22 protein-coding genes are annotated in these 24,623 nt (G+C 58.9%); 7 read left to right on the top strand and 15 right to left on the bottom strand.

Annotated elements, in window-relative coordinates; genetic code table 11:
- Window positions 1-7: 7 nt before the first annotated feature.
- Window positions 8-733, top strand: a complete 726-nt coding sequence (gene pnuC / locus DCH402_RS14360; RefSeq protein ID WP_040001902.1) for a nicotinamide riboside transporter PnuC — start codon at window positions 8-10, stop codon at window positions 731-733.
- Between the two features lie 247 nt (window positions 734-980).
- Window positions 981-2,033, top strand: coding sequence for a 3-deoxy-7-phosphoheptulonate synthase AroG (gene aroG, locus DCH402_RS14355; RefSeq protein WP_040001900.1), 1,053 nt, complete (start codon window positions 981-983; stop codon window positions 2,031-2,033).
- 103 nt (window positions 2,034-2,136) lie between these two features.
- On the opposite strand, the gene gpmA is transcribed toward aroG, so the two are convergent.
- From gpmA to modE, 12 genes are all read right to left on the bottom strand, one after another.
- Window positions 2,137-2,889, bottom strand: coding sequence for a 2,3-diphosphoglycerate-dependent phosphoglycerate mutase (gpmA, locus tag DCH402_RS14350; RefSeq protein WP_038922176.1), 753 nt, complete (start codon window positions 2,887-2,889; stop codon window positions 2,137-2,139).
- A gap of 143 nt (window positions 2,890-3,032) precedes the next feature.
- Window positions 3,033-6,170 carry an efflux RND transporter permease subunit gene (locus DCH402_RS14345; RefSeq protein WP_040001896.1) on the bottom strand — a complete coding sequence of 1,046 codons (3,138 nt, stop codon included), beginning with the start codon at window positions 6,168-6,170 and terminating at the stop codon, window positions 3,033-3,035.
- Complete coding sequence (locus DCH402_RS14340; protein ID WP_040001895.1) at window positions 6,167-7,678, bottom strand: efflux RND transporter periplasmic adaptor subunit; 1,512 nt, start codon at window positions 7,676-7,678, stop codon at window positions 6,167-6,169. Before DCH402_RS14340 ends, DCH402_RS14345 begins: the two co-directional genes overlap by 4 nt.
- On the bottom strand, window positions 7,675-8,934 hold the full coding sequence (locus DCH402_RS14335; protein ID WP_040001893.1) for a TolC family protein: 1,260 nt from the start codon (window positions 8,932-8,934) through the stop codon (window positions 7,675-7,677). Before DCH402_RS14335 ends, DCH402_RS14340 begins: the two co-directional genes overlap by 4 nt.
- A gap of 12 nt (window positions 8,935-8,946) precedes the next feature.
- Window positions 8,947-9,357, bottom strand: coding sequence for a copper-binding protein (locus DCH402_RS14330; RefSeq protein ID WP_050583319.1), 411 nt, complete (start codon window positions 9,355-9,357; stop codon window positions 8,947-8,949).
- A gap of 72 nt (window positions 9,358-9,429) precedes the next feature.
- Complete coding sequence (locus tag DCH402_RS14325; RefSeq protein ID WP_040001891.1) at window positions 9,430-9,873, bottom strand: hypothetical protein; 444 nt, start codon at window positions 9,871-9,873, stop codon at window positions 9,430-9,432.
- Between the two features lie 115 nt (window positions 9,874-9,988).
- Window positions 9,989-11,059, bottom strand: coding sequence for a galactose-1-epimerase (gene galM, locus DCH402_RS14320; protein ID WP_040001889.1), 1,071 nt, complete (start codon window positions 11,057-11,059; stop codon window positions 9,989-9,991).
- Window positions 11,049-12,200: a galactokinase gene (gene galK, locus DCH402_RS14315; RefSeq protein WP_040001887.1), complete on the bottom strand. Its 1,152-nt coding sequence runs from the start codon at window positions 12,198-12,200 to the stop codon at window positions 11,049-11,051. Before galK ends, galM begins: the two co-directional genes overlap by 11 nt.
- On the bottom strand, window positions 12,197-13,285 hold the full coding sequence (gene galT, locus DCH402_RS14310) for a galactose-1-phosphate uridylyltransferase (RefSeq protein WP_040001885.1): 1,089 nt from the start codon (window positions 13,283-13,285) through the stop codon (window positions 12,197-12,199). The genes galK and galT overlap by 4 nt, the downstream gene beginning before the upstream one ends.
- 96 nt (window positions 13,286-13,381) lie before the next feature.
- The gene (gene galE, locus DCH402_RS14305) at window positions 13,382-14,398 is read right to left on the bottom strand and encodes a UDP-glucose 4-epimerase GalE (protein WP_040001883.1); all 1,017 of its coding nucleotides are present in this window, start codon (window positions 14,396-14,398) and stop codon (window positions 13,382-13,384) included.
- A gap of 257 nt (window positions 14,399-14,655) precedes the next feature.
- Window positions 14,656-16,125: a molybdate ABC transporter ATP-binding protein ModF gene (gene modF, locus DCH402_RS14300; RefSeq protein WP_040001882.1), complete on the bottom strand. Its 1,470-nt coding sequence runs from the start codon at window positions 16,123-16,125 to the stop codon at window positions 14,656-14,658.
- Between the two features lie 82 nt (window positions 16,126-16,207).
- Window positions 16,208-17,035, bottom strand: coding sequence for a molybdenum-dependent transcriptional regulator (gene modE, locus DCH402_RS14295; protein WP_040001880.1), 828 nt, complete (start codon window positions 17,033-17,035; stop codon window positions 16,208-16,210).
- Between the two features lie 196 nt (window positions 17,036-17,231).
- Here modE and DCH402_RS21545 point away from each other — a divergent pair, with 196 nt between their 5' ends.
- The 4 genes from DCH402_RS21545 (at window position 17,232) to modC (ending at window position 20,035) form a co-directional block, all read left to right on the top strand.
- Entirely contained in the window at window positions 17,232-17,381 is a 150-nt protein-coding gene (locus DCH402_RS21545; RefSeq protein ID WP_040003619.1) for an AcrZ family multidrug efflux pump-associated protein, read from the top strand.
- A gap of 134 nt (window positions 17,382-17,515) precedes the next feature.
- Window positions 17,516-18,301 carry a molybdate ABC transporter substrate-binding protein gene (gene modA, locus DCH402_RS14285; RefSeq protein ID WP_040001878.1) on the top strand — a complete coding sequence of 262 codons (786 nt, stop codon included), beginning with the start codon at window positions 17,516-17,518 and terminating at the stop codon, window positions 18,299-18,301.
- Window positions 18,288-18,977, top strand: a complete 690-nt coding sequence (gene modB / locus DCH402_RS14280) for a molybdate ABC transporter permease subunit (RefSeq protein ID WP_040001876.1) — start codon at window positions 18,288-18,290, stop codon at window positions 18,975-18,977. The genes modA and modB overlap by 14 nt, the downstream gene beginning before the upstream one ends.
- Window positions 18,977-20,035: a molybdenum ABC transporter ATP-binding protein ModC gene (modC, locus tag DCH402_RS14275; protein ID WP_040001874.1), complete on the top strand. Its 1,059-nt coding sequence runs from the start codon at window positions 18,977-18,979 to the stop codon at window positions 20,033-20,035. Before modB ends, modC begins: the two co-directional genes overlap by 1 nt.
- 48 nt (window positions 20,036-20,083) lie before the next feature.
- Here the strand turns inward: modC and DCH402_RS14270 are convergent, their stop codons facing one another.
- A complete protein-coding gene (locus DCH402_RS14270) occupies window positions 20,084-20,905 on the bottom strand; it encodes a pyridoxal phosphatase (protein ID WP_040001872.1) in 822 nt (273 codons plus the stop codon).
- Window positions 20,906-21,085: 180 nt separating this feature from the next.
- Here DCH402_RS14270 and pgl point away from each other — a divergent pair, with 180 nt between their 5' ends.
- On the top strand, window positions 21,086-22,081 hold the full coding sequence (gene pgl, locus DCH402_RS14265) for a 6-phosphogluconolactonase (protein WP_040001870.1): 996 nt from the start codon (window positions 21,086-21,088) through the stop codon (window positions 22,079-22,081).
- Window positions 22,082-22,142: 61 nt separating this feature from the next.
- On the opposite strand, the gene DCH402_RS14260 is transcribed toward pgl, so the two are convergent.
- Complete coding sequence (locus DCH402_RS14260; RefSeq protein WP_040001868.1) at window positions 22,143-23,393, bottom strand: LVIVD repeat-containing protein; 1,251 nt, start codon at window positions 23,391-23,393, stop codon at window positions 22,143-22,145.
- A gap of 24 nt (window positions 23,394-23,417) precedes the next feature.
- A complete protein-coding gene (locus tag DCH402_RS14255; protein WP_040001866.1) occupies window positions 23,418-24,494 on the bottom strand; it encodes a sugar ABC transporter substrate-binding protein in 1,077 nt (358 codons plus the stop codon).
- Window positions 24,495-24,623: the final 129 nt, after the last annotated feature.

Genomic DNA, 24,623 nt, shown 5'->3' with positions numbered 1-24,623 from the left:
AGCAGAGATGGATTTTTTTAGCACCAGCAATATTCTGGTTCACATCCCGTTAGGGGCCAACGGTTATGACCTGTCGTGGGTTGAAGCGTTGGGGACGTTATCCGGCCTGATATGTATCTGGTTGGCGAGTCTGGAAAAAATCGCCAATTATCTGTTTGGGCTGGTCAATGTATCGTTGTTTGCATTGATCTTCTTTCAGATTCAGTTATACGCCAGCTTGTTGTTGCAGATTTTCTTTCTCGCCGCCAACGTATATGGCTGGTATGCCTGGAGCCGCACTACCGAAGACAAGGCGGCGGCGTTGCAGGTCCGCTGGTTGTCGCGCCGACAAGCGCTAGGCTGGAGCATCGGATGTGTGGTCGCCATTGCGCTGATGTCCCGGTATATCGACCCGTTATTCTCCCTGTTGACCCGTATTGCGGTGGTACTGATGCAGGGCGCAGGTCTGGATGTATCAATGCCGACGCTGCAACCGGATGCGTTTCCCTTCTGGGATTCAGCCATGACGGTCTTGTCGGTGGCGGCAATGTTGCTGATGACCCGTAAATATGTGGAAAACTGGCTGTTGTGGGTCATCATCGACATCATCAGCGTGGTGATTTTTGCCTATCAGGGCGTTTATGCCATGTCGCTGCAGTATGTGGTGCTGACGTTGATTGCGCTGAACGGCGCCTGGTTGTGGGTAAATGCGGCCCGAAATAATCACTCGCAGCCGCTGGCCCGGGTGATGTAACCGGTAATCAGGCATGCTCGCGTGTACGGTTCAGCGCAGTGGTTAAGCCGTACTCAGTGTTTTCTCAAGCCAAATGAACAGTAGCCGTTACTGCTGTGAATACTGGTGAGTATTATTTGCCCCAGGCGTGAGCCGCTTGACTTATAATAGCCAGCCTGCAATATGAACGACGACGTTTTTATTTTTCGTTTTTTACTCCGGGCAGACAGGGGACTATCGTCTGTTGCTGCGGAGACATGGACCTATTATGAATTACCAGAATGACGATTTGAGAATTAAAGAAATTAAAGAATTGCTTCCCCCCGTTGCGTTGCTGGAGAAGTTTCCGGCCACTGAACACGCAGCACAGACCGTATTTAATGCCCGTAATGCCATTCACAAGATCCTGAAAGGTAATGACGACCGCCTGCTGGTGGTGATTGGGCCCTGTTCCATCCATGATCCGAAAGCGGCTAAAGAGTATGCCGCGCGTTTGCTGAAATTACGCGAAGAACTGCATGACGATTTAGAAGTGGTGATGCGCGTCTATTTTGAAAAGCCGCGTACTACTGTGGGTTGGAAAGGGTTGATCAACGATCCGCACATGGATAACAGCTTCCAGATCAACGATGGTCTGCGTATTGCCCGCCAGTTGCTGCTGGATATCAACGACACCGGTTTGCCGGCGGCGGGTGAGTTTCTGGATATGATCACGCCGCAGTACGTGGCGGACCTGATGAGCTGGGGGGCCATCGGCGCTCGCACCACTGAATCTCAGGTGCATCGCGAACTGGCGTCCGGCTTGTCTTGCCCGGTGGGCTTCAAGAACGGTACCGACGGCACCATCAAGGTAGCGATTGACGCCATTAATGCCGCTCGTGCGCCGCACTGTTTCCTGTCGGTAACCAAGTGGGGTCATTCGGCGATCGTGAATACCAGCGGCAACCACGACTGCCATATCATTCTGCGCGGTGGCAAAGCGCCTAACTACAGTGCGGAGCATGTGCAGGCAGTGAAGGAAGGCCTGGAAAAAGCGGGCTTGCCGACACAGGTGATGATTGATTTCAGCCATGCCAACAGCTGCAAGCAGTTTAAAAAGCAGATGGACGTTTGCGAAGATGTGTGCCGTCAGGTCGGCGGTGGCGAGCAGGCGATCATGGGCGTGATGGTGGAAAGCCATCTGGTGGAAGGTAACCAGAGCCTGGAAAGCGGCGAACCGCTGGTATACGGCAAGAGCGTCACCGATGCCTGTATCGGCTGGGATGATACCGACAGCCTGCTGCGTCAGTTGGCTGCTGCGGTGCGTCAGCGTCGCGGCTAATACCTGTATCGTCAGATAAGAAAAACCCGGTGGTTAAACCGGGTTTTTTTACTGCTTCATCATCACCCGCAGTAGCGGCGATGTGTTGGCCGAGCAAGAGCGATTACTTCGCTTTACCCTGATTGGCTACTGCTGCGGCTTTCGCGGCGATTTCGTCGGCATTGCCCAGATAGTAGCGTTTGATCGGTTTGAAGTTTTCGTCGAATTCGTAAACCAGCGGTACGGCGGTCGGGATATTCAGCTCCAGAATTTCTTCTTCGCTCATGTTATCCAGATATTTCACCAGCGCACGCAGTGAGTTGCCGTGAGCGGCGATGATCACGCGCTCGCCTTTTTTGATACGCGGCAGAATGCTTTCATTCCAGTACGGCACCACGCGTTCAATGGTCAGCGCCAGGCTTTCGGTCAGCGGCAGCTCTTTATCGCTCAGCGACGCGTAACGCGGGTCGTGGCCCGGGAAACGTTCGTCGTCACGGGTCAGTTCCGGCGGAGTAACCGCGAAGCCGCGACGCCACAGTTTCACCTGATCGTCACCGTATTTCTCAGCGGTTTCCGCCTTGTTCAGGCCCTGCAACGCACCGTAGTGACGTTCGTTCAGTTTCCAGCATTTTTCTACCGGCAGCCAGGCCTGATCCAACTCGTCCAGCACGTTCCACAGGGTGTGAATGGCACGTTTCAGCACAGAGGTGTAGGCAAAATCAAAGCTGAAACCTTCTTCTTTCAGCAGTTTACCTGCCTGTTTGGCTTCATTGACGCCTTTTTCGGACAGTTCAACGTCCATCCAGCCGGTGAAGCGGTTTTCGTTGTTCCACTGGCTCTCACCATGTCGCACCAGTACCAGCTTAGTTACAGCCATAGCTTAACTCCTTCATATACTAAGATTTCTATGATAACTGCGCCCATTATAGGGCCGGAGAGCGGTTATCGGCAATCGCTACTCATCTGGCCGCCTGATTTATATGTCGCCACAATGGCGATAAAACAGGTGGCTTTATCGTTTCAGCTTGCTTGTTTATCCACCGAATTGCGATGGAGCAACAAAAACAGCGCCGGAATCACCAACATGGATAGCAACGGCGCACTGACCATGCCGCCGACCATTGGCGCCGCGATGCGCTGCATGATTTCCGAACCGGTGCCGCCGCCCCACATGATAGGCAACAGCCCGGCCATGATGGTGGCGACGGTCATCATTTTCGGGCGTACCCGCAACACCGCGCCTTCACGGATGGCGGCCGTCAACTGCTCGTTGGTCAGCGCCTGTCCCGGCCGGCGATGCTTTTCCACCGCGTGATTCAGATACAGCAGCATGATCACGCCAAACTCCGCCGCCACCCCGGCCAGCGCGATGAACCCTACCGCAGCGGCGACAGATAAATTATAGCCGAGCAGATACAACAGCCAGACGCCGCCGATCAGCGCAAACGGTAGTGTACCCATAATCAGCAGCGCGTCTTTGATCTGGCCGAAAGTCACGTACAGCAGGATGAAAATAATCAGCAGCGTGAAGGGCACCACCAGCTTCATGGTTTCCGTCGCACGCTCCAGATATTCGAACTGACCGGACCAGCTAACCGAGACGCCCTGCGGCAGTGTGACCTGCTGCGCTACCTGGCGTTGCATCTCCTCCACGGCGGATTTCAGGTCGCGCCCGCGCAGGTCGACATAAATCCAGTCGGACAGGCGGCCGTTTTCGCTTTTCAACATCGGCGGCCCTTCGCTGACGCGTACCTCGGCCAGATCGGAGAGCGTCAGGCGCGCACCGCTTTGCGTCACCACCGGCAGATTTTTCACTGCGTCTATTGAGTCACGAATTTCCCGCGGGTAACGCACGTTGATCGGGTAACGCTGGCGGCCTTCCAGCGTTTCGCCGATGTTTTCCCCGCCGATCAGTGTCGCGACCATCGACTGCAACTCCTGCACCGATACGCCGTAGCGGGCGGCCCGCCGCCGGTCGATATCGATGTCGATATAGCGCCCGCCCGCCAGCCGTTCCGCCAGTGCCGACGTCACGCCGGGTACGCGTTTCACCACCTGTTCTATCTGTGCCGCCACCTGTTCGATGTCATGCAGATTGTCGCCGTTCACCTTGATGCCGACCGGGCTTTTGATGCCGGTCGCCAGCATGTCGAGCCGGTTGCGGATCGGCGGCACCCACACATTGGCGATGCCGGGAAGGCTGACGGTTTGATCCAGTTCGGCTACCAGTTTGTCCATAGTCATACCCGGCCGCCACTGTTCCCGTGGTTTGAGACGGATGGTGGTTTCCAGCATGGTCAGCGGCGCCGGGTCGGTGGCGCTCTCGGCGCGACCGGCCTTGCCGAATACGCTTTCTACTTCCGGTACGGTTTTGATCAGTCGGTCGGTTTGCTGTAATAACCGGGCCGCTTCGCGTGGTGAAATGCCGGGCAGGGTGGACGGCATATACAACAGGTCGCCTTCGTCCAGCGGCGGCATGAATTCGCTGCCGAGACGAGCAAGCGGGAACAACGTCAGCGCCAGCAGCGCCAGCGAAACAGCCAGCGTGGTTTTAGGAAACCGCAGCACCTGCTGTAAAATCGGTTGATACAGGGCGATCAGCCAGCGGTTGAGCGGGTTGGCCTGCTCGTCGGGAATACGGCCGCGCACGAAATACCCCATCAGCACCGGCACCAGCGTAATGCCAAGGCCGGCAGATACCGCCATCGCGTAGGTTTTGGTGAACGCCAGCGGCGAGAACAGGCGGCCTTCCTGTGCCTCCAGCGAGAACACCGGGATAAACGACAGCGTAATGATCAACAGGCTGCAAAACAGAGCCGGCCCCACTTCCGTCGCCGCCTGAGTGGCGAGTTGCCACCAGGTGGCGTTATCCGGTTCGCGGTCCGGGTGTTGATGTCGCCACTGTTCGACCACCTTGTGCATGTTTTCGATCATCACAATCGCCGCGTCCACCATGGCGCCGATAGCGATGGCGATCCCGCCCAACGACATGATATTGGCGTTGATACCCTGATGGCGCATGATGATAAACGCGCCCAGAATCCCCAGCGGCAGGCTGATGATCGCCACCAGCGAAGAGCGGAAGTGAAACAGGAACAACGAGCACACCAACACCACCACCACGAACTCTTCCAGCAGTTTGTGGCTAAGGGTGGTGATGGCGCGTTCGATTAGCGGCGAGCGATCGTAAGTGGTGACGATCTCCACCCCGGCGGGCAGGCTTTGGCGAACCTGTTGCAGGCGGGCATGTACCGCACGCAGCGTTTCCAGCGCGTTTTTGCCGGAGCGCATCACAATCACGCCGCCCGCCACTTCGCCTTCGCCGTTAAGCTCGGCAATGCCTCGGCGCATTTCCGGGCCTTGTCGTAAGGTCGCGACATCCTGCAACAGCACCGGGATACCGTCGCGCCGACCGACCGCCACGTTGAGAAAGTCTTCCGTTTTCAGCAGATACCCGGAAGTTCGCACCATGTACTCCGCTTCACCCAGCTCGATAACCGAACCGCCGCTCTCCTGATTGGCCGCCCGCAGCGCGTCGATCACCTGCTGGTGCGTGACGTTAAGGGCACGCAGCCGTTCCGGATTCAGCACCACTTGATATTGGCGCACCATACCGCCGATGCTGGCGACTTCCGCCACATTGGGCACGGTTTTCAGCTCATATTTCAGTAGCCAATCCTGAATGGCGCGCAAATCCGCCAGGCTGTGCCGGCCGCTGCGATCGACCAGCGCGTATTCGTAGATCCAACCGACCCCGGTAGCGTCCGGCCCCAGCGAGGCTTTTGCCTCAGTGGGCAGGGTGGATTGCACCTGACTCAGGTACTCCAGTACGCGGGAGCGCGCCCAGTACGGGTCGGTGCCATCCTCGAACAAGACGTAAACATAGGCGTCGCCGAACATGGAAAAGCCGCGCACGGTTTTCGCGCCGGGCACCGACAGCATGGTGGTAGTCAGCGGATAGGTCACCTGATTTTCCACCACTTGCGGTGCCTTGCCGGGATAGCTGACCCGGATGATCACCTGTACGTCGGAGAGGTCCGGCAGGGCATCCAGCGGTGTTCTCTGTAGTGAAATGACGCCCCAACCGGCCATCAGCAGCGTGGCTACCAGCACCAGAAAACGGTTTTGGATCGACCAACGAATCACTGAAACGATCATAAGTGACCTCCGTGGGGGGTAACGGCGACGGGCTGGATAGCCAGCAGGCGCGCACCGTTGTCATCCAGACGGAAACGAAATGTCACCGTCATGCCGGGCTGGAGGGTTGCAGGCAGCGCGTCACCATCGAAAGTGAAATCCATGGTCATCGGCGGCCAGTTGAGCGCTGGCACGGCGTCGTGAGCGAGAGTGACCTGTTTGCCGTTGATGGCTTTGATCACGCCGTTGGTTTGGTAATCGCCGGCGTGCGTTGTTGGTGATGCGGGAACTTTGTCCTGAACTTTGTTCTGAACACTACTGTCGCTAAACGCGGTCAACGCACTGCGCAAGCTGGCTTCGGAGTCGATCAGGAACTGGCCGGAGATAACCACTTTGTCGCCGTCGTTAAGCCCGGAGCGGATTTCTGCCCAGCCTTCCTGAGTGACGCCGACTTCAACCGGGCGTGGGGTGAAATAGCCCTGACCGTCGCTCAGCAATACCCGGTTTTGCCGGCTGCTGACCAACAGCGCCTGTTGCGGCACCATCAGCGCCTGGCGGGCGGTACCGGCGGCCAGCCGTACCGTCAGGTACATACCGGGTTTGAGGCGTTGCCGGCGGTTGTCCAGCACCACGCGGGCTTTCAGCGTACGGGTGGCCGTGTCGAGCTGCGGCAACAGCTCGGCAATGCGACCCCGAAAGGTGTCGTCCGGCCAACTGTCGCTGATGGCGAGCATCTCGTCGCCGATATGCAACGCTGCCGCCTGTGCGGCCGGATATTCCACTTCAACCCACACCGGGTCGAGACTGGCCAGCTCAAACAGCGGTTGCGCCGGGGTCAACTGAGTACCGGTACGCACATCCAGCCGGTTGATGTAGCCGTTCTCCGGTGCGGTGATGGTCAGTCGCGGTTGCGGTTTGCCGCTGCGCTCCACCTGACGGATCACGCTTTCCGGCATGAACATCAACGCCAGCTTTTGTCGCGCGGCCTGGCTGAGTTCCGGGTCTCCCAACTGGCGCACCGCCAGATACTCTTGCTGAGCCGCCGCCCAGCTCGGGTTCCACAGTACTGCCAGCGTCTGGCCTTTCTGCACCGGTTGTTGCACTGCGCTGACGTTAAGCTGTTCCACCACGCCGCCGCTGGGGGCAACCAGTGTACGCAGCGTGCGTTCATTGAGCGCCACGGTACCGTAACCGATCGCCTGAGGTCGCAGTTCACGGCGCTCCGCCTGGGCGGTACGCACGCCAAGATTCTGTTGCTGGCGCGGGCTGACCGTCACGCCGCCGTTATCCTGCACTTCATCGGCGTAACGCGGCGTCAGCGGCATATCCATAAACGGCGATTTGCCGGGCTGATCGAAGCGTTTGTCCGGCACCATCGGATCATACCAATAGAGAACCTTGCGACCGCCGTTGGCATCGGGGGTTGCGGTGGTGACATGGGGCGAGGTCGTGCGGCTGCCGCTGTAATACCCGACCGCCGCCGCGGCCAGCGCCACCATCGTCAGGCTGACAAGAAAAGTTCGGTTCATTTTGCAGCGGTTCCTTGTGGCATCAGATAACGGAGATTGGCCCACAGTGCCGCCATGTCGCGGGCGGCGTTCTGGGCGGCGATGCGGCTGTCCAGCAACGCGCGGCGTGCTTCCAGCACGCCGGCCAGATCACTGCTGCCGCTCTGATATTGGCTTTGCAGCAGCCGAATGCGTTGTTGCTGTAGCGGTAACACCTCGTCGTTCTGGCGGCGCCAGCGTGACTGAGCGGCTTGATATTGCGCCAGCAGCGTATCGAGCTGCGCCCGATGTTCCCGCTGGGCCAGCGCAACCCGGTCGCGGGCTTCCATGCTGCGCGCGACGTCGGCGGCGTGATCTTTGTCCTGCCTGCTGGACTGGAACAACGGCAAGTCCATGCTGATCTCAACGCCGGCCATGTCGTCGAAATTGTTGCCGCGACGGCCGTAATAGACTTCAACGCCGACATCCGGAATGGCCGCAACCGCGGATTGCGCCGCCCGAGCCTGTGCCAGCCGGGTTTCCTGTTCGGCCTGGGCGATTTCCGGGTGGTGAACGATAGCGGCGTACAACACCGCCGGTTCGGCAGGCAGGCGCTCGAAGCGGGGCAACGGCCCTTGTGTGGCGACATCGGCGATGCCGGTCAGCCGGGTGAGCCGGGTTTGCGCGACGGCGACATCCCGGGTGGCGTCCGCCAGCCGATCCTGCATGGCGGAGAGCGTCAGCCGGGCGTCCAGCACCCGGGCTGATTCGCCACCGGCTGCTACGCCGGCTTTTTGAACGGCTATCTGACGCTGGCTTTCCTGCACCAGCGCGGCAACGTCTTGCAGTGTCTGGCGGGAGAGCGCCAGCTCCAGCCAGGCTTGGGCGGTATCGCGTTGCAACTGGGCGCGCAGAGCGTCGCTATTGCCACGCACGGTGTCGGCTTCCGCCTGAATGGTTTGCGCTTTACGTTCGCGCTTGGTGGCGCTGACGTAAGTCTGCATGATGCCGACGCGTTGCATGGTCATGCCTTCGCGTGTCAGGCGCTGGTTGTTATTACCGCCGAGCGGGACGTTTTCGATGCCGTATTTCAGTTGTGGGTCCGGCAGTTGTGTGGCGGCGTCGGCCATGTTTTGCAGCGCGTTCATCCGGTGCTGGTTGGCGGACAGATCGGCGGAATACTGTTCCGCCGCCTGTAGCGCGCCATCCAGATCCAGCGCTGCCGCAAATGACGCGGCAGGCAGCCACAACAACATCACCAGCCACGCGCGCGGAGCGCGGAGCGTGCATGTATGCATGGTGGTCTCCGGTTAGTGTTGCTGCGGTGTGATGTCGGTCAGGGTGTAGCCGTCCGCACGTTGCACGAAGCTGAAACTGGCCGTGCTGCCCAGCGGCAGCGGCGCCCGGTTATCGTTCGCCGACAGGCGGAAGGTCATGGTCATCGCCGGCCAGCGCAGGGCGGGAATGGCCTCATGCGCCAGCGTAACGCCGCTGGCGTTCCACTGCTTGACGATGCCGGTGGAGTGGTAGACCGTTGCGGATTCGGATGGCGCAGGCGACATACCGTTATGGTTCATGTCGCCCGTCATCGAATGAGACATGCCGTTCATCTCGCCGGTCATGGTGTGGTGCTGAGGCTGTTCGGCCAGCAGTGAAGTGGAGAACAACGATGTGGTGATGACCACGAAAAAAGTGGCGATGGACACGAAAAAGGTACGCATGATAATAGCTCCATAAATACGATAAATAACAAGTTGTTGCGCAAAAATGCACGGAGTTGTTTATCGCGGAAGCTATTCTCTAAATCGGCAAAAACGGATTTCGGCCGGCGGACCGGCGACAGGCGGCGTAAACCACCGGTTGCTGCCGACGGTGACGGGTTCCGGCGGCTGCGCCGGCAGGAGTTCGCTGCTGACCGGCAGCGCCAGTAGCGATAACGATGGTAAATCCGGGCTGGCGGTGTCGGGCTGACAATGTTTTTCACACAGCGGGCTGACGCCGGTGGTAGTTTGGATGGCATCAGCGGCCGGCATGTCGGGCATGACGGCGTCGGGCTGCATACGGTGCGCATCGTGCTGAATACTGACCGGTGCGGCGGTAACGGCGAGATTGCAGCGATGGCCTGCCACCGCCAGTTGAGCATTCAACAGCAGCCAGCAGAGCGCCAACATCCAGCCCCATCTGCTTTTGTAGCGCAGATGCCGCAGGCTGAGTGGATGATGGCGCGAGGCTGTCATGAAGTGAATATCCTTATAAAAAGTGCGTCCAGTGTAAGAGGCGCAGTCCGCGCCGTACAAGCAGGAATTTGCACAGATTTGTAAAGAGCCGGCGGTGCCGGCTCTTTGGTGTGCGTCAGTCCGGTTGGCTGACGTTAAATGCGTACCGGGTGAGCGAACGATAGCGTTTGCCGGGTTTCAGCCAGCAGTCGGGCTGCGGCCAGTCCGGGTGGTTGGGGCTATCCGGCAGAAATTCGCTTTCCAGCGCCAGCCCGGCGTGGTTGGCATAAGGCGACCCGTCGCGCGATGGTGTGCCGGCCAGAAAGTTACCGCTGTAGAGCTGCAACGCCGGTGCGCTGGTGTAGACCTGCATCTGTATTTTTCCGTCCGCCGACCACAGGCTGGCGGCCGGGCTTTCAGCGGAGCCGCCGGTGCGATGCAACAAAAAAGCGTGGTCATAGCCGCGCACGGCCTGCTGGTCGGCATCGGACAGAAAATCCTGCATCAGGGTTTTCGGCTGACGAAAGTCAAAACTGCTGTTCGCGACTTCCTGCAACGCCTCGCCGGGAATGCCATCCTGATTCACCGGCAGATAGTAATCCGCCATCAGTTGTAGCCGATGATGACGAACATCGGTGGGTTCGCCGTCAAGGTTAAAATAGGCATGGTTGGTCAGACATACCGGGCAGAGCTGGTCCACTTCGGCCTGATACTCGATGTCCAGCGTGTTCTGGTCGGTCAGTTGGTAACTGACCTGCGCCGTCAGCGCGCCGGGAAAGCCCTGATCGCCGTCCGGCGAATGCAACTGGTAGGTGACCTGATCGTCACGCTGTTGCAGTACCTGCCAGCGCCGGGCGTGGAAGCCGTCTGGGCCGCCATGTAACTGGTGCGGCCCTTGGTTGGCTTTTAGCCGGATGAGCGTATCGCCCTGATGCAAGGTCGCGTTGGCGATACGGTTGGCATAGCGACCGACCGACGCGCCAAGATAAGCGGCCTGATGCGGATACTGTTCGGGCGCGCAGCCCAGCAGCACTTCACGCGTTGCGCCGCCAGGCAGCGGCAACAGACAAGAGAGCCAGGCGGCTCCCCAATCCATCAGCGTTACCTGCGTACCGTGGCGGTTTTGCAGTACGGTCAACCGAAATGGCTGACCATCCGGTGCGAGCGCCGTTTGCGGCGCACGCGGTTCAACAGGGTCATTCGACATAACCGGCTCCTGGCGAGGCCTGGCAGACGTAACAGGTCGGTTGTAATCCGGTTTTCGCCGGATACTCCCGCATCACGGCATTTTGCACCGCGGTGACATGCTGTTGTGGGATCAACGCCACGATACAGCCACCAAATCCACCGCCGGTCATGCGTACACCGCCTTCATCGCCGATCACCGCTTTGACGATCTCCACCAGCGTATCGATCGGCGGTACCGTGATTTCGAAATCATCCCGCATTGAGACGTGAGAGGCGGCCATCAGTTCGCCCATCTGGCGCAGGTCGCCGCGCGTTAAGGCCTCGGCTGCCGCCAGCGTGCGGTCGTTCTCGGTAATGATGTGGCGTGCACGGCGCGCCGTTACCTCATCCAGCCCGGCCACGCGGGCGGCGAAGTCCGCTTCGCTGACGTCACGCAGCGCCTTGACCTGAAAATGGCGCGCGGCGGCTTCGCACTGCTGGCGGCGGGTGTTGTACTCGCTGTCCACCAGACCGCGTTTGACGTTGGAGTTGATGATCATCACCGCTACGTTGTCCGGCATCGACACCGCACGCGTTTCCAGCGAGCGGCAGTCGATCAGCAACGCGTGGCCGCGCTGGCCTTGTGCTGAAATCATCTGGTCCATAATGCCGCAGTTACAACCGACGAACTGGTTCTCCGCTTCCTGGCCGTTAAGCGCCAGCGCCACATTGTCCAGCGGTAGCTGATACAGCGCCTGAATCGCCTTGCCGACCGCCACTTCCAACGACGCCGACGAACTCAGACCCGCGCCCTGCGGCACGTCGCCGCTTATCACCAGATCCGCGCCGCCAAAGGCATCGCTGCGGTTTTTCAGATGCTTGATGACGCCGCGCACATAGTTCGCCCACTGCCACTGCGGGTGATGTTCGATCGATGCGTCCAGCGAAAATTGATCCTGCTGGCTGTCGTAGTCCACCGCAATCACCCGGATTTGCCGGTCATCGCGCGGGGCGGCGCTGATGGTGGTGGAATAGTTGATGGCGCAAGGCAGCACAAAACCATCGTTGTAGTCGGTATGCTCGCCTATCAGGTTGACCCGGCCCGGAGCCTGCACGGTAAGGGCTGCCGGGTAACCGAACTGTTGCTGGAAAACCGCCTGGGTGCGTGCTGATAAGGTCATGCCTGAACTCCTGAATCATGAGAGTGACTGTCGTCACGGTAATGGGTGTCGTCACGGTAATGAATATCGCTGACGGCCCGCAGCCGTTCCGCGGCTTGTTCAGCGGTCAAATCACGCTGGGTTTCCGCCAGCATTTCATAGCCGACCATGAACTTACGCACAGTAGCGGAACGCAGCAACGGCGGATAAAAATGCGCGTGTAACTGCCAGTGCGGGTGATCACCGTCGGTAAACGGGGCGCCGTGCCAGCCCATGGAATAAGGGAATGAGGTCTGGAACAGGTTGTCGTAGCGGCTGGTGAGCTGCTTCAGCGCCAGCGCCAGATCCTGTCGCTGTTCTGCGGTGACATCCGGCAGGCGCAGGGTGTGGGCTTTGGGCAATAACAGCGTTTCGAACGGCCAGGCAGCCCAATAGGGCACCACCGCCAGCCAATGCTCGGTTTCCACCACATGCCGCGCGCCATCCTGCAATTCGCGTTGCAGGTAGTCCACCAGCAACGGCGAACCGTACTGCTGGAAATAGTCGCGTTGCAGTCGATCTTCCCGTTCCGCTTCGTTGGGCAGGAAATCGTTGGCCCAGATCTGGCCGTGCGGATGCGGGTTGGAACAGCCCATCGCCGCTCCTTTGTTTTCAAACACCTGCACCCACGGGTAGGTTTTCCCCAGTTCGGCGCTCTGTTGTTGCCATGTCGCGACTACCTGTTCGAGCGCGCTGAGCGGCAGTTCCGGCAGGGTTTTACTGTGGTCTGGTGAAAAACAGATCACCCGGCTGGTGCCGCGCGCACTTTGGCAGCGCATCAGCGGGTCGTTGCTTTCTGGGGCAGGCGGGGTATCTGCCATCAGCGCGGCAAAATCGTTGGTGAACACAAAGGTACCCTGATAGTCAGGGTTGGTATCGCCGGTGACCCGTTCGTTGCCGGGGCAGAGAAAGCAACTGGGATCATGCGAGGGTAACGGATCGCTCGACACGCTTTCCTGCTGCCCTTGCCACGGACGTTTGGCGCGGTGCGGCGACACCAGTACCCACTGGCCGGTCAGCGGGTTGTAGCGACGATGCGGATGTTCAACGGGATCAAAGTACGCCATGGGGATACCTTCTGTGTTATCGAAACCACGTCTGCCATTGAAACGTGGTTTCCGGGAAAAGAGTACGGGCTGAAAACGGGGCTCCCCCCGTGTTAATCAGTCTGAAAAGCCGTTCGGATGGCGGGATTGCCAGCGCCAGGTATCGGCGGCCATCTCGTCCAGCGTCAGGCTGACGCGCCAGTTAAGTTCGCGAGCGGCTTTTTCCGCGTCGGCCCAGTAAGCGGGCAGGTCGCCGTCGCGGCGGGGCGCAAAATGATACGGCAGCGGCTTGCCGCAGGCGCGGCTGAAGGCTTCCACCACTTGCAGCACGCTGTAGCCGACGCCGGCGCCAAGGTTGTAGGTGTGTACGCCGGGCTTGCCGTGCAGAGTATTCATGGCGGCGACATGACCATCGGCCAAATCCACCACATGGATGTAGTCTCGCACGCCGGTGCCGTCGACGGTCGGGTAATCATTACCGAAAATCGCCAGCGAGTCGCGGCGGCCTACCGCCACCTGCGCAATGTAAGGCATCAGGTTGTTGGGCACGCCCTGCGGGTCTTCGCCCATCTCGCCCGACGGGTGCGCGCCCACCGGGTTAAAGTAGCGCAGCAGCACCACGCTCCAGTCCGGCTCCGCGCGCTGCAAATCCTGCAGGATCTGCTCTACCATCAGTTTGCTGCGGCCATACGGGCTGGCGGGGGTGCCGGTGGGGAAGCTTTCCTGGTACGGGATTTGCGGCTGGTCGCCGTAGACGGTGGCGGAAGAGCTGAAAATCAGTGTCTTAACGCCGGCGTGCTTCATGGCTTCCACCAGCGTCAGCGTGCCGTAGACGTTGTTATCGTAATAACTGATGGGTTCGCGTACCGATTCGCCCACCGCTTTCAGGCCGGCGAAGTGGATCACGGCACCGATATCGTGCTCGGCAAAAATCGTCTGCAACAGACTGCCGTCGCGGATATCGCCTTGATAAAACACCGGCGTCTGCCCGCTGACGTGGGCAATGGCGTTTACTACGCTGGCTTTACTGTTGCACAGGTTGTCGAGAATAACCGGCTGATGACCGGCGGCGATCAGTTGCACACAGGTATGACTTCCTATGTAACCGCTACCACCTGTAACCAATACTTTCATAATGACCTCTGTTACAGAAAACTGATTGGAAAAATAGCATGACCATGGCGGGAAAAAGGTGATCAGCGCCGTAAATAGCGATAATTAAGGCTACCGGCTCACTTTTCACCTGTTCCCAGAGTGGTGAACGACCAGCATAGCGCGATGTGGCGTCGAGTGAAATACGTTACATTCTTCGTGGTAACGTTATCACTAAAGCGTTCGTTGCTGCGGGTAAGGCGACGGTTTCGCCTGAAGCGAAACCGTGAGTGAGCGCGTCAGCGGCTTTCCGTCAGGTAACGGTAGCCGTCGCCGTCGGCGACGAACGTGAGACGATGGGTAATGCAATCCGGTGCGTCTTGCGCATGGTGTGAAACAAACAACAGTTGGGTGTGTCCCTGACCGATCAAAATATCCAGCCAGCGCCGGATAAGCTGGCGGTTGAGCGGGTCTAATCCCTGTAGCGGTTCGTCCAGAATCAGCAAGGCCGGGTGTTTCACCAGTGCACGCACAATCAGCGCCAGCCGTTGTTGTCCCCAGGAGAGTGACTGAAACGGGGCATCGGCCACGCTGTCCGGTAGCCCGAGCAGCGCCAGCCATTGGGCGGCGAGAAAACGCTGGCGATCGGATACCGCCTGATAAATGCCGATAGAATCGAAAAACCCGGACAGGATCACATTGCGCAGGCTGGTGCTGACGCGGTACTCCAGATGCAGGCTGCTGCTGACATAGCCGATGTGGCGCTTGATGTCCCAGATGGTTTCGCCGCTGCCGCGCCGGCGGCCAAACAGCGTCAGGTCGTTGCTGTAGCCCTGCGGGTGGTCGCCGGTGATCAGGCTGAGCAGGGTGGACTTACCCGCGCCGTTCGGCCCGACGATTTGCCAGTGCTGGCCCGGCAGCACTTCCCAGCTCAAATCGTCGAGAATGCGGCGATCGTTGTAGCTCACCACGCCATGCAGTAGCCGAATACGGGGTTGATCCGGCGGCAAAATGGGGGATTGTTGCGGGTCTTCCGCTTCCGGCAATGCGCTATCGACCAGCGTTTCGCTGTGTGCCAGTTGTGATACCAGCGCATCGGACAAAATCGCTTCACGTGCGCCTTGCCGGGTCAGGGTACAGTCCGCCAGCACGCCGACCTGCCCGATGAAGTCCGGAATATCTTCAAAGCGGTTGAGGATTAGCACCAGCGCTTGCCCTTGCGCCGCTAGCGACGCCAACAGTTCGATCAACTGCGCGCGTGAGGCGACGTCCAGCCCGTCGAACGGTTCGTCAAGAATCAGCAGGTCCGGCTGCGCCATCAGCGCCTGACACAGCATGGTTTTGCGGGTTTCGCCGGTAGAGAGGTATTTGAAGCGCCGGTTTAATAAATGGGCGATGCCGAATTGCGCGGCCAACCGACCGCAGCGTTCGGCGTCGTGTACGCTGTCCTGAATCACTTCGGCGGCGGTGCGCCCGGTGTCGTCTTCATCGGCGCTCAGCATATCCGTATTGTTGCGCTGCCACTCAAGCGACACCAACTGTTGCAGTTGTTCGAAGGAGAGGCGCGCCACGCGCTGAAAGTCACACCGTCGTTGCCCCGACAGCAGCAGTAATTCGCCACAGAGTGCGCGCGCCAGCGCCGATTTTCCGCTGCCGTTGGCGCCGACGAACGCCCAGCATTGTTCCTGATGTAGCTTGAGTTCATCCAGACGCATCATCCGGGTGTCGCTTAACCGGAACTGCGCCTGCTGGATGTGCAGCAATGACATGATGATTCCCTTTACAAAATGACGGACTTGTTACGGGTAAAGCTAAGCAAGCGGCTTGTCAAGGTACGTGATATCGGGTGTGTTAGCACAGGGTGGCGATAATCACCTGGTCGGCATTAAAACTGGCGTAGACCGCCATCCCCGGCTGTAAGCCTTGCCGCGTTACCTCATCGTTGGACAAGGTGGCGCATACCACTTCGCCGCCTTCCAACGTCACCAGCACTTCACTGTGCGCCGAGCCGGGCTGCAGGCTGCTGATACGGCCCGGCAATACATTATCGTGAGCCGGCGCATTGTCGTGAGCTGGCACATTGTCGTGAGCCGGCGTCGGTTCCTTTTGCGGGGTGACGGTGACCCAGGGGGCTTTGATTAACGCCAGCACTTCTTTGCCGCTGGTCAGTTGCAGCCTGTCGGCACTTTGTTGAGTCAGTGCGCCTTGAATGCGGGTATGACCATCCGCCAGCAGGATGGACAGGTGCTGTTGTACCTGTTGCCGATCACGTTCCAGAACGGTGCCGAAAAACTGGTTGCGAGCGCTGGTTTGCAGCGAAAAACGGGCGATAGCCGCCAGCAGGCTGTCCAGCGGCAGCGTATCGTCTTGCAGGACATCAAAGGCTTTCTGTTGAATCTGCCCTAACAGATCATACAGTTGCAGCAGCCGTTCACCGTAACGCGTCAGCACCGCACCGCCGCCGCCTTTACCGCCGGTGGTGCGCTCAACGATGGTTTGCTCCGACAACTGATTCATTTCATTAATCGCGTCCCAGGCGCTTTTGTAGCTGATATCGGCCAGCCGCGCTCCCTGGCTGATGGAGCCGGTTTGCTGCACTTGCTTGAGTAGTGCGATGCGACGCGGGTCGGCGAAGAGCCGTTGCTGGAGTTTGAGGGTAAGAAGAATTTCTGCTTGCATGATCACATCCGTATCTGGGCCGCTAATCGTTTGTATTGTCATCGTTTTGCGTCAAACAGGCAAACCGCACAAATGGCCGCTCTAATTCCGGCGATTCAGGTAAACTCGTTGGCAGCAATAGGGTCAGGATAGCCTACCCTGAATCAATGAGATGCTGGCGTTGTAACGGCCAGCCATGGTGAAAGATGAGGTCGATATGTTTGAATTGCTGAAAAGCTTGGTGTTTGCGGTGTGCATGGTGCCGGTGATGATGGCACTGATTTTGGGGGCTATTTATGTGCTGGGCGAAGTATTCAACCTGTTTTCCGCCTTCGGCCATCGCGAGTCTTCCGTGGCGCGTAAATAATCTCTCTCGATTTCCTGTTTTGACGAATCCGGCGTTTGCCGGATTTTTTTTGCTTAAGAACAATGACAATGCGATGGATATTCTGTATTTATCGTTATGTGATTAACTACATAACGAAAATATCAGGAGAGAGAATGAAACAGCAATGGAATTATTGGTTGACGGCCGCTGCGTTAACTCTGGGTATGAGTGCAAACACGGCGCTGGCGCAGGATAAAGTGACGGTGTTTGCCGCCGCCTCGCTGACCAATGCATTACAGGATATCGCCGCGCAATACCAAAAGGAAAAGCAGGTTTCCATCGTGGCGTCCTATGCTTCATCCTCAACGTTGGCGCGCCAGATAGAACAAGGCGCCCCCGCCGACCTGTTTATCTCGGCCGATCAACAGTGGATGGATTACGCTCAGGGTAAACAACTGACCGAAAACGATACCCGCTATACCTTGCTGGGGAACCAACTGGTGGTGATTGCCCCTAAATCCGCCGAGACGAAAGGCTTCAAGATCGATGACAAGACCGACTGGAAAGCGCTGCTGAACGGCGGGCGTTTGTCGGTCGGCGATCCGGATCACGTGCCGGCGGGGATCTACGCCAAAGAAGCGTTGCAGAAACTGAACGCCTGGGACACGCTGTCGCCGCTGATGGCACGCGCTAATGACGTGCGGGCGGCCATGGTGCTGGTGGAGCGTGAAGAAGCGCCGTTGGGGATTGTCTACGGGTCGGACGCCGTCGCCAGTACGAAGGTGAAAGTGGTCGGCATTTTCCCGGATAACACCCATAAACCGGTGGAATATCCGATGGCTATCGTCAAAGGCCACAATACGCCGGCAGTCAAAGCCTTCTTTGATTACCTGAAAACCCCGCAGGCTGCCGTCGTGTTTAAACAATACGGATTTACGCCGGTTAATGCTGCTCAGTGATTACGAATGGCAGGCGGTTGCGCTGAGCCTTAAAGTATCGCTGGTGGCGGTCAGTTGCAGTTTGCCGCTGGGTATTCTGGCCGCCTGGGTACTGGCGCGTTGCCGTTTTGTCGGTAAGTCGCTGCTGGATAGCGTGATCCATCTGCCGCTGGTGCTGCCGCCGGTGGTGATCGGCTATTTGCTGCTGATCGTCATGGGGCGTAAAGGCGTGGTGGGGAGCTGGCTTTACCACTGGTTCGGCTTTAGCTTCAGTTTTAGCTGGCATGGCGCGGCGCTGGCGTCGGCGGTGGTGGCGTTTCCGTTGATGGTGCGCGCCATTCGGCTGGCGCTGGAGGCGGTGGATACCCGGCTGGAACTGGCGGCGCGTACGCTGGGCGCCGGGTGCTGGCGGGTGTTTTTCACCATCACGCTGCCGCTGACGCTGCCGGGTATTATTGTCGGCACCGTACTGGCGTTCGCCCGGTCGCTGGGGGAATTCGGCGCCACCATCACCTTTGTGTCCAATATTCCAGGCGAAACCCGCACCATTCCCAATGCCATGTATACGCTGATCGAAACGCCGGGAGCGGAAATGCAGGCGGCTCGCTTGTGCGTTATCGCCATTGGGTTGTCGTTGGTGTCGTTGCTGTTGTCGGAATGGCTCACCCGCTGGAGCCGTAAACGGTTGGGGGGATAATGCTGCAACTGGATTTTACCCAGCAACTGGGCGACCTGACGCTCAGCGTCGCCGCCCAGCTTCCGGCCAGCGGGATTACCGCGGTGTTCGGTGTCTCGGGGGCCGGGAAAACTTCGCTGATTAATGCGATTGTCGGCCTGACCCGGCCGGATAGCGGGCGCATTCAGCTCAACGATCGGGTGCTGTCCGATCGGGAGCAAGGGGTGTTCCTGCCGCCGGAGAAACGCCGCATCGGTTACGTGTTTCAGGATGCGCGACTCTTCCCGCACTACCGGGTATTAGGGAATTTACGTTACGGCATGGCCGCGACGATGCAGGCGCAGTTCGACGATATCGTGCAGTTGCTCGGTATCGGGCATTTGCTGAAACGCTATCCGTTGACGTTGTCCGGCGGGGAGAAACAGCGGGTGGCGATTGGCCGTGCGTTGCTGACGGCACCGGAACTGTTGCTGATGGACGAGCCGTTGGCGTCGCTGGATGCACCGCGCAAGCGTGAACTGCTACCGTACCTGGAGCGACTGGCCCGTGAGGTCAACACGCCGATTTTGTACGTCAGCCATAGTCTGGAAGAGGTGGTGCGGCTGGCGGACGGGGTGCTGATATTGGATAACGGGCGGGTGAAAGCGCAAGGCTCGCTGGAAGAAGTCTGGGCCGGCAATGCGCTGCGCGCCTGGTTGCCGCGAGAAGAGCAGAGCAGCATTTTGAAGGTGACGGTGATGGAGCACCATCCGCGTTACGCGATGACGGCGTTGTCGCTGGGTGAACAGCCGCTGTGGGTCGGCCGTGTTGACGCACCGCACGGCAGCGTGCTGCGTATTCGCATCAACGCGGCGGACGTATCGCTGGTGACGCAACGTCCGGCAGCCAGCAGCATCCGTAATGTGCTGTCGGCTCGTGTGGTGGAATGTATTGAGGTCGGCGAACAGGTGGAGGTTAAGCTGGATCTCGGCGGGCACATTCTATGGGCGCGTATCACGCCCTGGGCGCGGGACGAACTGGCGTTGACGGCCGGGCAACGTCTCTACGCTCAGGTCAAAAGCGTGTCGATTACGCCATGATGTTCTTCCCGGCCCGTCACGGCACCACATCCGTGGGCCGTGGTGGCGTCAGGCCAGCACCCGGCGGCGAATCACCTCGGCGATGCCGGGTTGTTCATGATGTTCGATCACCAGATCGGCGTGAGCTTTGACGTCATCGGCGCTGTTGCCCATCGCGACACCCAACCCGACGGCGGACAACATGCTGATGTCATTGTAGTTATCGCCGAACGCCACCACCTCGTCCATGCTGAACCCTTGCGATTCTACCCACCGTTGCAGTAACCGGCCTTTGCTGTTGCCGGTCTGGGCGATATCCACCTGATCCATCCATGACCATTCGCAGGCCAGCCCTAACTCCTCTTCAACCCGTTTGGCGAAGTCATTTAGCACGGCGGTATCGGTATGGTGGGTGGCGAATTTCCAAATAGAACGGCTGTGGTCGGTGGCGGTCATCAGGTCGTCCACCTGACGAAGTACCGGCCGCTGTGATTCCGGCAGTTGTTCCGCCCAGGTCTGCGTGCGGGTAATGTGACCGGTAATGTGTTGATAGAGCATTGCATCGTCCGCGTACATCAGGCCGTGAATGGCGAATTGCCGCAACCGTTGCAGCACGCTTTTGGCCTGCGTCGGCGTCAGCGGGTTGGCGTCGCGGGTTTGCCCGGTCTGGTAGTCGTAGAGGTAGGTGCCGTTGCAGCAGATCGCCGGGGTATCCAGCGCCAGCGCCTGATAAAACGGATGGATAGCCGAGTGGTGGCGGCCGGTCACGATGATGACCTTGATCCCGGCCTGCCGGGCCAGCGCCAGCGCCTGCAAGGATTCCGGTAAAATCGTTTTCTTTTGCGTTAACAAGGTGCCGTCCAGATCGAGGGCAATGATGCGATAGGTCATGGTATTCTCAACGGGTTATCGGGTTCACTTCTTTGGGATGGTACACTGGAAGCCATTCAAAGTAACAGAGCCTTTTTCCGTGCGGGTTCTCACGTCAGGAGCCTGTACCGATGAACGAAAGCATAGCCTGAGTTAACGAGGCGCACCTGTCGCCTTAGCGTTGCCAACAAGGAGAATCGAATGCAGCAAGTGGTTTATATCGCCAGTCCGGAAAGTCAGCAGATCCATGTCTGGCAACTCGCTTCCAGCGGGGAGTTGAGCTTGTTACAGGTGGTTGACGTTCCCGGGCAGGTGCAGCCGATGGTTATCGCGCCGGATAAACGTCACCTGTACGTCGGGGGGCGCCCTGAGTTTCGGCTGATCAGCTATCGGATTGATGCACAAGGAAAACTGAGTGAAGCCGGTGTGGCGCCGTTGCCGGGCAGCCCGACGCACCTGTCTACTGATCAGCATGGGCGTTTCCTGTTCAGCGCCTCTTACAGCGACGCCTGTGTCAGCGTCAGCCCGATTGGCGACGACGGTGTGGTGCAGGCGCCTATCCAGCAATTAGACGGGTTGGAAGGCTGCCATTCCACCAACATCGACCCGGCTAACCGTGTGTTGTGGGCGCCTTGCCTGAAAGAAGATCGTATCCGTTTGTATGACGTCGCCGACGATGGACGTCTGACTGAAAGCCAGCCCGCAGAACAGCGTGCGGCGGCGGGTGCCGGGCCGCGCCATATGGCTTACCACCCGAATAACCGTTTTACCTACTGCATCAACGAACTGAACAGTTCAGTGGATGTGTTCGAACTGGATGCGCAGGGCGAAGGCAAACGGATCCAGACGTTGAACGCCATGCCGGCCGATTTCACCGACACCTGCTGGGCGGCGGATATCCATATCACGCCGGACGGTCGTCACCTGTATACGACGGATCGTACTGCCAGTCTGATTTCCATTTTCCAGGTATCGGCACAGGACGGTACGCTGACACTGGCCGGGCACCAGCCGACGGAAACCCAGCCGCGCGGCTTTAACATCGACCATAGCGGCCGCTTCCTGATCGCTGCGGGTCAGAAATCCCATCACATTGAGGTTTACGGCATTCAGCCGGACAACGGTAGCCTGACGCCGCTGGCGCGCTATGCGGTGGGGCAAGGGCCGATGTGGGTGTCGGTACTGGCGCTGGATTAATCACTGACAAGCGATGCTTGTATCACGCGCTGCCGTAAGGCAGCGCGTGTTCCCTCGGTACTCAGCCGCGGTATTCGATAATCGACAATCCGGCGTTGTAGTCGGTGCTGTAGATAATCCCTTGTGCATCGACAAACACGTCGCAGGATTGAATAACCTGAGGGCGGCCGGGGCGTTTATCGATCATGCGCTCGGGCGCGGCGGGCACCAGCGCGCCGGTTTCTTTCGGCCGATACGGGTTGCTGATGTCGTAAGCGCGCACGCCGGCATTCTGGTAGGTGGCGAAAATCAGCGTCGAGCTAATGAAGCTGCCCGGCCGGTTTTCATGCAGATTGTGCGGGCCGAAGTGCGCGCCTTTCTTCACATAGTCGGTTTCACTGGGCTGCGGGAAGGTGGCGATGCTCACCGGGTTGGCCGGCTCGCGGATATCAAACACCCAAATCAGCTTTTCCCCATCTTCCTGATTATCCAGCACCGCTTCATCCAGCACGATCAGCAGGTTGCGGTCCGGCAACGGCAGCGCCGTGTGGGTACCGCCGCCGAACGGCGGGCTCCAGTTGCGATGGCTGATGAGCCGCGGCTGGGTGCGATCGCTGACGTCCAGCAGCGTCAGGCCACCATCACGCCAGCTGCCGTAGGCGGTGTCGCCGCTGACAATCGCATGGTGCAGCGCGTAGCGTTTGCCTTCCGGCCAGCTCGGTGTTTCGCCGCTGGCAGTGTGCATTCCTGGCAGCCAGTAACGTCCGGCGACTTGCGGTTTGCGCGGGTCAGCCAGATCGATAGTCAGAAAAATATAGTCGCTGTAGCCATCCAGTAACGCGGAAACGTACGCCCAGCGCCCGCCTACGTACCAGATGCGGTGGATGCCGATGCCATCAAGCGGCAGGAAGCTGATTTCACGCGGTTGGTGCGGTGTGGCGATATCGAAGATGCGCAGCCCGGCGCTCCAGCGTTTATCCTGCTGGCCGGTACTGACCGTCTCCGCCACCGAGCGGGTGTAGTAGACCTTTTCTTCGGCGAAGCGGGCGTCGGCGAACAGATCACGGGCGTTGACCACCAGCAGCAGGTCATCGTGGGTTTGCAGGTGGATGTTCCAGGTGCCCGGCGGCGCGGCGATGAAACCGGCCGGTTTGGGGTTTTTCGGATCTCGCACGTCAACAATGGAAACGCCCTGCGACACCATGTGTCCGATGTAGGCGTAACCACGATGAACCATGACCTGTACGCCATCAGGACGCCCGCCCTGATCGCTGTGTCCAATCAGCCGCATGTTGCGGCTGTATTCCGGCATGGGCAGGGGCGTTGATGCCATATAAGCCTCCGTTATGACAGACCTTTATTTGCTTTTGGCTTCCAGTGTAGCAAACCACGGAGCGATAAAGTCATTGGTCTGGCCCCATCCCGGGATGATTTTTGAAAGCCCCGCCACGTTGACCGGCCCGGGCTGGCTGACCAGTAACGCCTGTGGAATGCTGGCGGCGCGGAATTCGTAGGTTGGCGGCGTCGGTTCGCCGGCTATCTTGTTAGCCACCAGACGCAGGTTAACCTTGCCGATCAGTTTCGGGTCCACCGCCACGCTCACTTTCCACGGGCTATTGGCTTCACGCATCAGTTGCAGATCCTGATTGGAAATATCGATGCTGTAGAGCTTTACCTCGGTGCGACCGTTTTCTTTCAGCGCCTTGTAAGCCCCCTGACTGAAGGCATCCCAGGCCCCCCAGATAGCGTCAATCTTGCCTTTCGGGTATTTCGCCAGAATCGCGCCCACTTTATTGGCGGTATCGCCCTGTACATCAGAGGAGACGGCACCGATGGATTCCAGCTCTTTAATGCCGGGATTGTCTTTCAGGATCTGCTGGTACGCCGTCTGGCGACGTTCCATCGGCGGGAAACCGGCCACCCACAGTTTGATGATGTTGGCTTTGCCGTTGAAATCTTTCACTAACTGGCCCAGTGATTCGTTGGCCAGCGAAGCGTCATCTTGCTGGGTCACGGTAACGCCGGGGATGGTTTTATCGACCGCAGTATCAAACACCGCCACCTTGATGCCGCTGTCGACAATGCGCTGGATAAGGTCGGTGGAATAGGGCGCACGACCTTGCGACAGGATAATGCCGTCATATTTCTGGCTGATGGCCTGATTGACGAAATCCTGAAATTTAGCGTCGTCGCCGTTGCTCAGGAAGGTACTGATTTTAAATCCCAGCTTTTTGCCTTCTTCCAGTACGCCGGAAACGAACTGGGTGGTGTTGTCATCTGAACCGAGATTGCGGATCACGGCGATGCGCACCGGTCCCTGATGATTGGCGATAGCGGCCGGTACCGGGGCGGCGGTAGCCGGTGTTTCTGCCGCCAGCGTGGAGAACGACGCCGTCAGGCTCAGTGCCAGCAATGCCGCAGGGAATTTTTTCATTTTCAATCCTCGGTGTTGTGAAGCAAGTTTGCCAGGTTATGGATATCTTTATGTCTGGATGTCTGTTTTAGTGATGAGGAATCATAGCGGGTAACCGCACAGCGTGCAAAGGGGGCGGATTATGCCTTT

Origin of the sequence: Dickeya chrysanthemi NCPPB 402, from assembly GCF_000406105.1 — a bacterium.
In the GTDB taxonomy this organism is placed as follows: Bacteria; Pseudomonadota; Gammaproteobacteria; order Enterobacterales; family Enterobacteriaceae; genus Dickeya; species Dickeya chrysanthemi.
The sequence above is the reverse complement of the archived record's forward strand: the minus strand, read 5'-3'. Positions and strand labels throughout refer to the sequence as shown.

Bases quoted from the DNA above. Each gene is read 5' to 3' on its own strand.
- gpmA (WP_038922176.1), bottom strand. From the start codon at position 2,889: ATGGCTGTAACTAAGCTGGTACTGGTGCGACATGGTGAGAGCCAGTGG.
- galM (WP_040001889.1), bottom strand. From the start codon at position 11,059: ATGTCGAATGACCCTGTTGAACCGCGTGCGCCGCAAACGGCGCTCGCA.
- pgl (WP_040001870.1), top strand. From the start codon at position 21,086: ATGCAGCAAGTGGTTTATATCGCCAGTCCGGAAAGTCAGCAGATCCAT.
- modF (WP_040001882.1), bottom strand. From the start codon at position 16,125: ATGTCATTGCTGCACATCCAGCAGGCGCAGTTCCGGTTAAGCGACACC.
- DCH402_RS14270 (WP_040001872.1), bottom strand. From the start codon at position 20,905: ATGACCTATCGCATCATTGCCCTCGATCTGGACGGCACCTTGTTAACG.
- modC (WP_040001874.1), top strand. From the start codon at position 18,977: ATGCTGCAACTGGATTTTACCCAGCAACTGGGCGACCTGACGCTCAGC.
- modB (WP_040001876.1), top strand. From the start codon at position 18,288: ATGCTGCTCAGTGATTACGAATGGCAGGCGGTTGCGCTGAGCCTTAAA.
- DCH402_RS14325 (WP_040001891.1), bottom strand. From the start codon at position 9,873: ATGACAGCCTCGCGCCATCATCCACTCAGCCTGCGGCATCTGCGCTAC.
- DCH402_RS14255 (WP_040001866.1), bottom strand. From the start codon at position 24,494: ATGAAAAAATTCCCTGCGGCATTGCTGGCACTGAGCCTGACGGCGTCG.
- DCH402_RS14260 (WP_040001868.1), bottom strand. From the start codon at position 23,393: ATGGCATCAACGCCCCTGCCCATGCCGGAATACAGCCGCAACATGCGG.
- modA (WP_040001878.1), top strand. From the start codon at position 17,516: ATGAAACAGCAATGGAATTATTGGTTGACGGCCGCTGCGTTAACTCTG.
- DCH402_RS14345 (WP_040001896.1), bottom strand. From the start codon at position 6,170: ATGATCGTTTCAGTGATTCGTTGGTCGATCCAAAACCGTTTTCTGGTG.
- DCH402_RS21545 (WP_040003619.1), top strand. From the start codon at position 17,232: ATGTTTGAATTGCTGAAAAGCTTGGTGTTTGCGGTGTGCATGGTGCCG.
- DCH402_RS14330 (WP_050583319.1), bottom strand. From the start codon at position 9,357: ATGCGTACCTTTTTCGTGTCCATCGCCACTTTTTTCGTGGTCATCACC.
- DCH402_RS14340 (WP_040001895.1), bottom strand. From the start codon at position 7,678: ATGAACCGAACTTTTCTTGTCAGCCTGACGATGGTGGCGCTGGCCGCG.
- DCH402_RS14335 (WP_040001893.1), bottom strand. From the start codon at position 8,934: ATGCATACATGCACGCTCCGCGCTCCGCGCGCGTGGCTGGTGATGTTG.
- modE (WP_040001880.1), bottom strand. From the start codon at position 17,035: ATGCAAGCAGAAATTCTTCTTACCCTCAAACTCCAGCAACGGCTCTTC.
- galE (WP_040001883.1), bottom strand. From the start codon at position 14,398: ATGAAAGTATTGGTTACAGGTGGTAGCGGTTACATAGGAAGTCATACC.
- galT (WP_040001885.1), bottom strand. From the start codon at position 13,285: ATGGCGTACTTTGATCCCGTTGAACATCCGCATCGTCGCTACAACCCG.
- aroG (WP_040001900.1), top strand. From the start codon at position 981: ATGAATTACCAGAATGACGATTTGAGAATTAAAGAAATTAAAGAATTG.
- pnuC (WP_040001902.1), top strand. From the start codon at position 8: ATGGATTTTTTTAGCACCAGCAATATTCTGGTTCACATCCCGTTAGGG.
- galK (WP_040001887.1), bottom strand. From the start codon at position 12,200: ATGACCTTATCAGCACGCACCCAGGCGGTTTTCCAGCAACAGTTCGGT.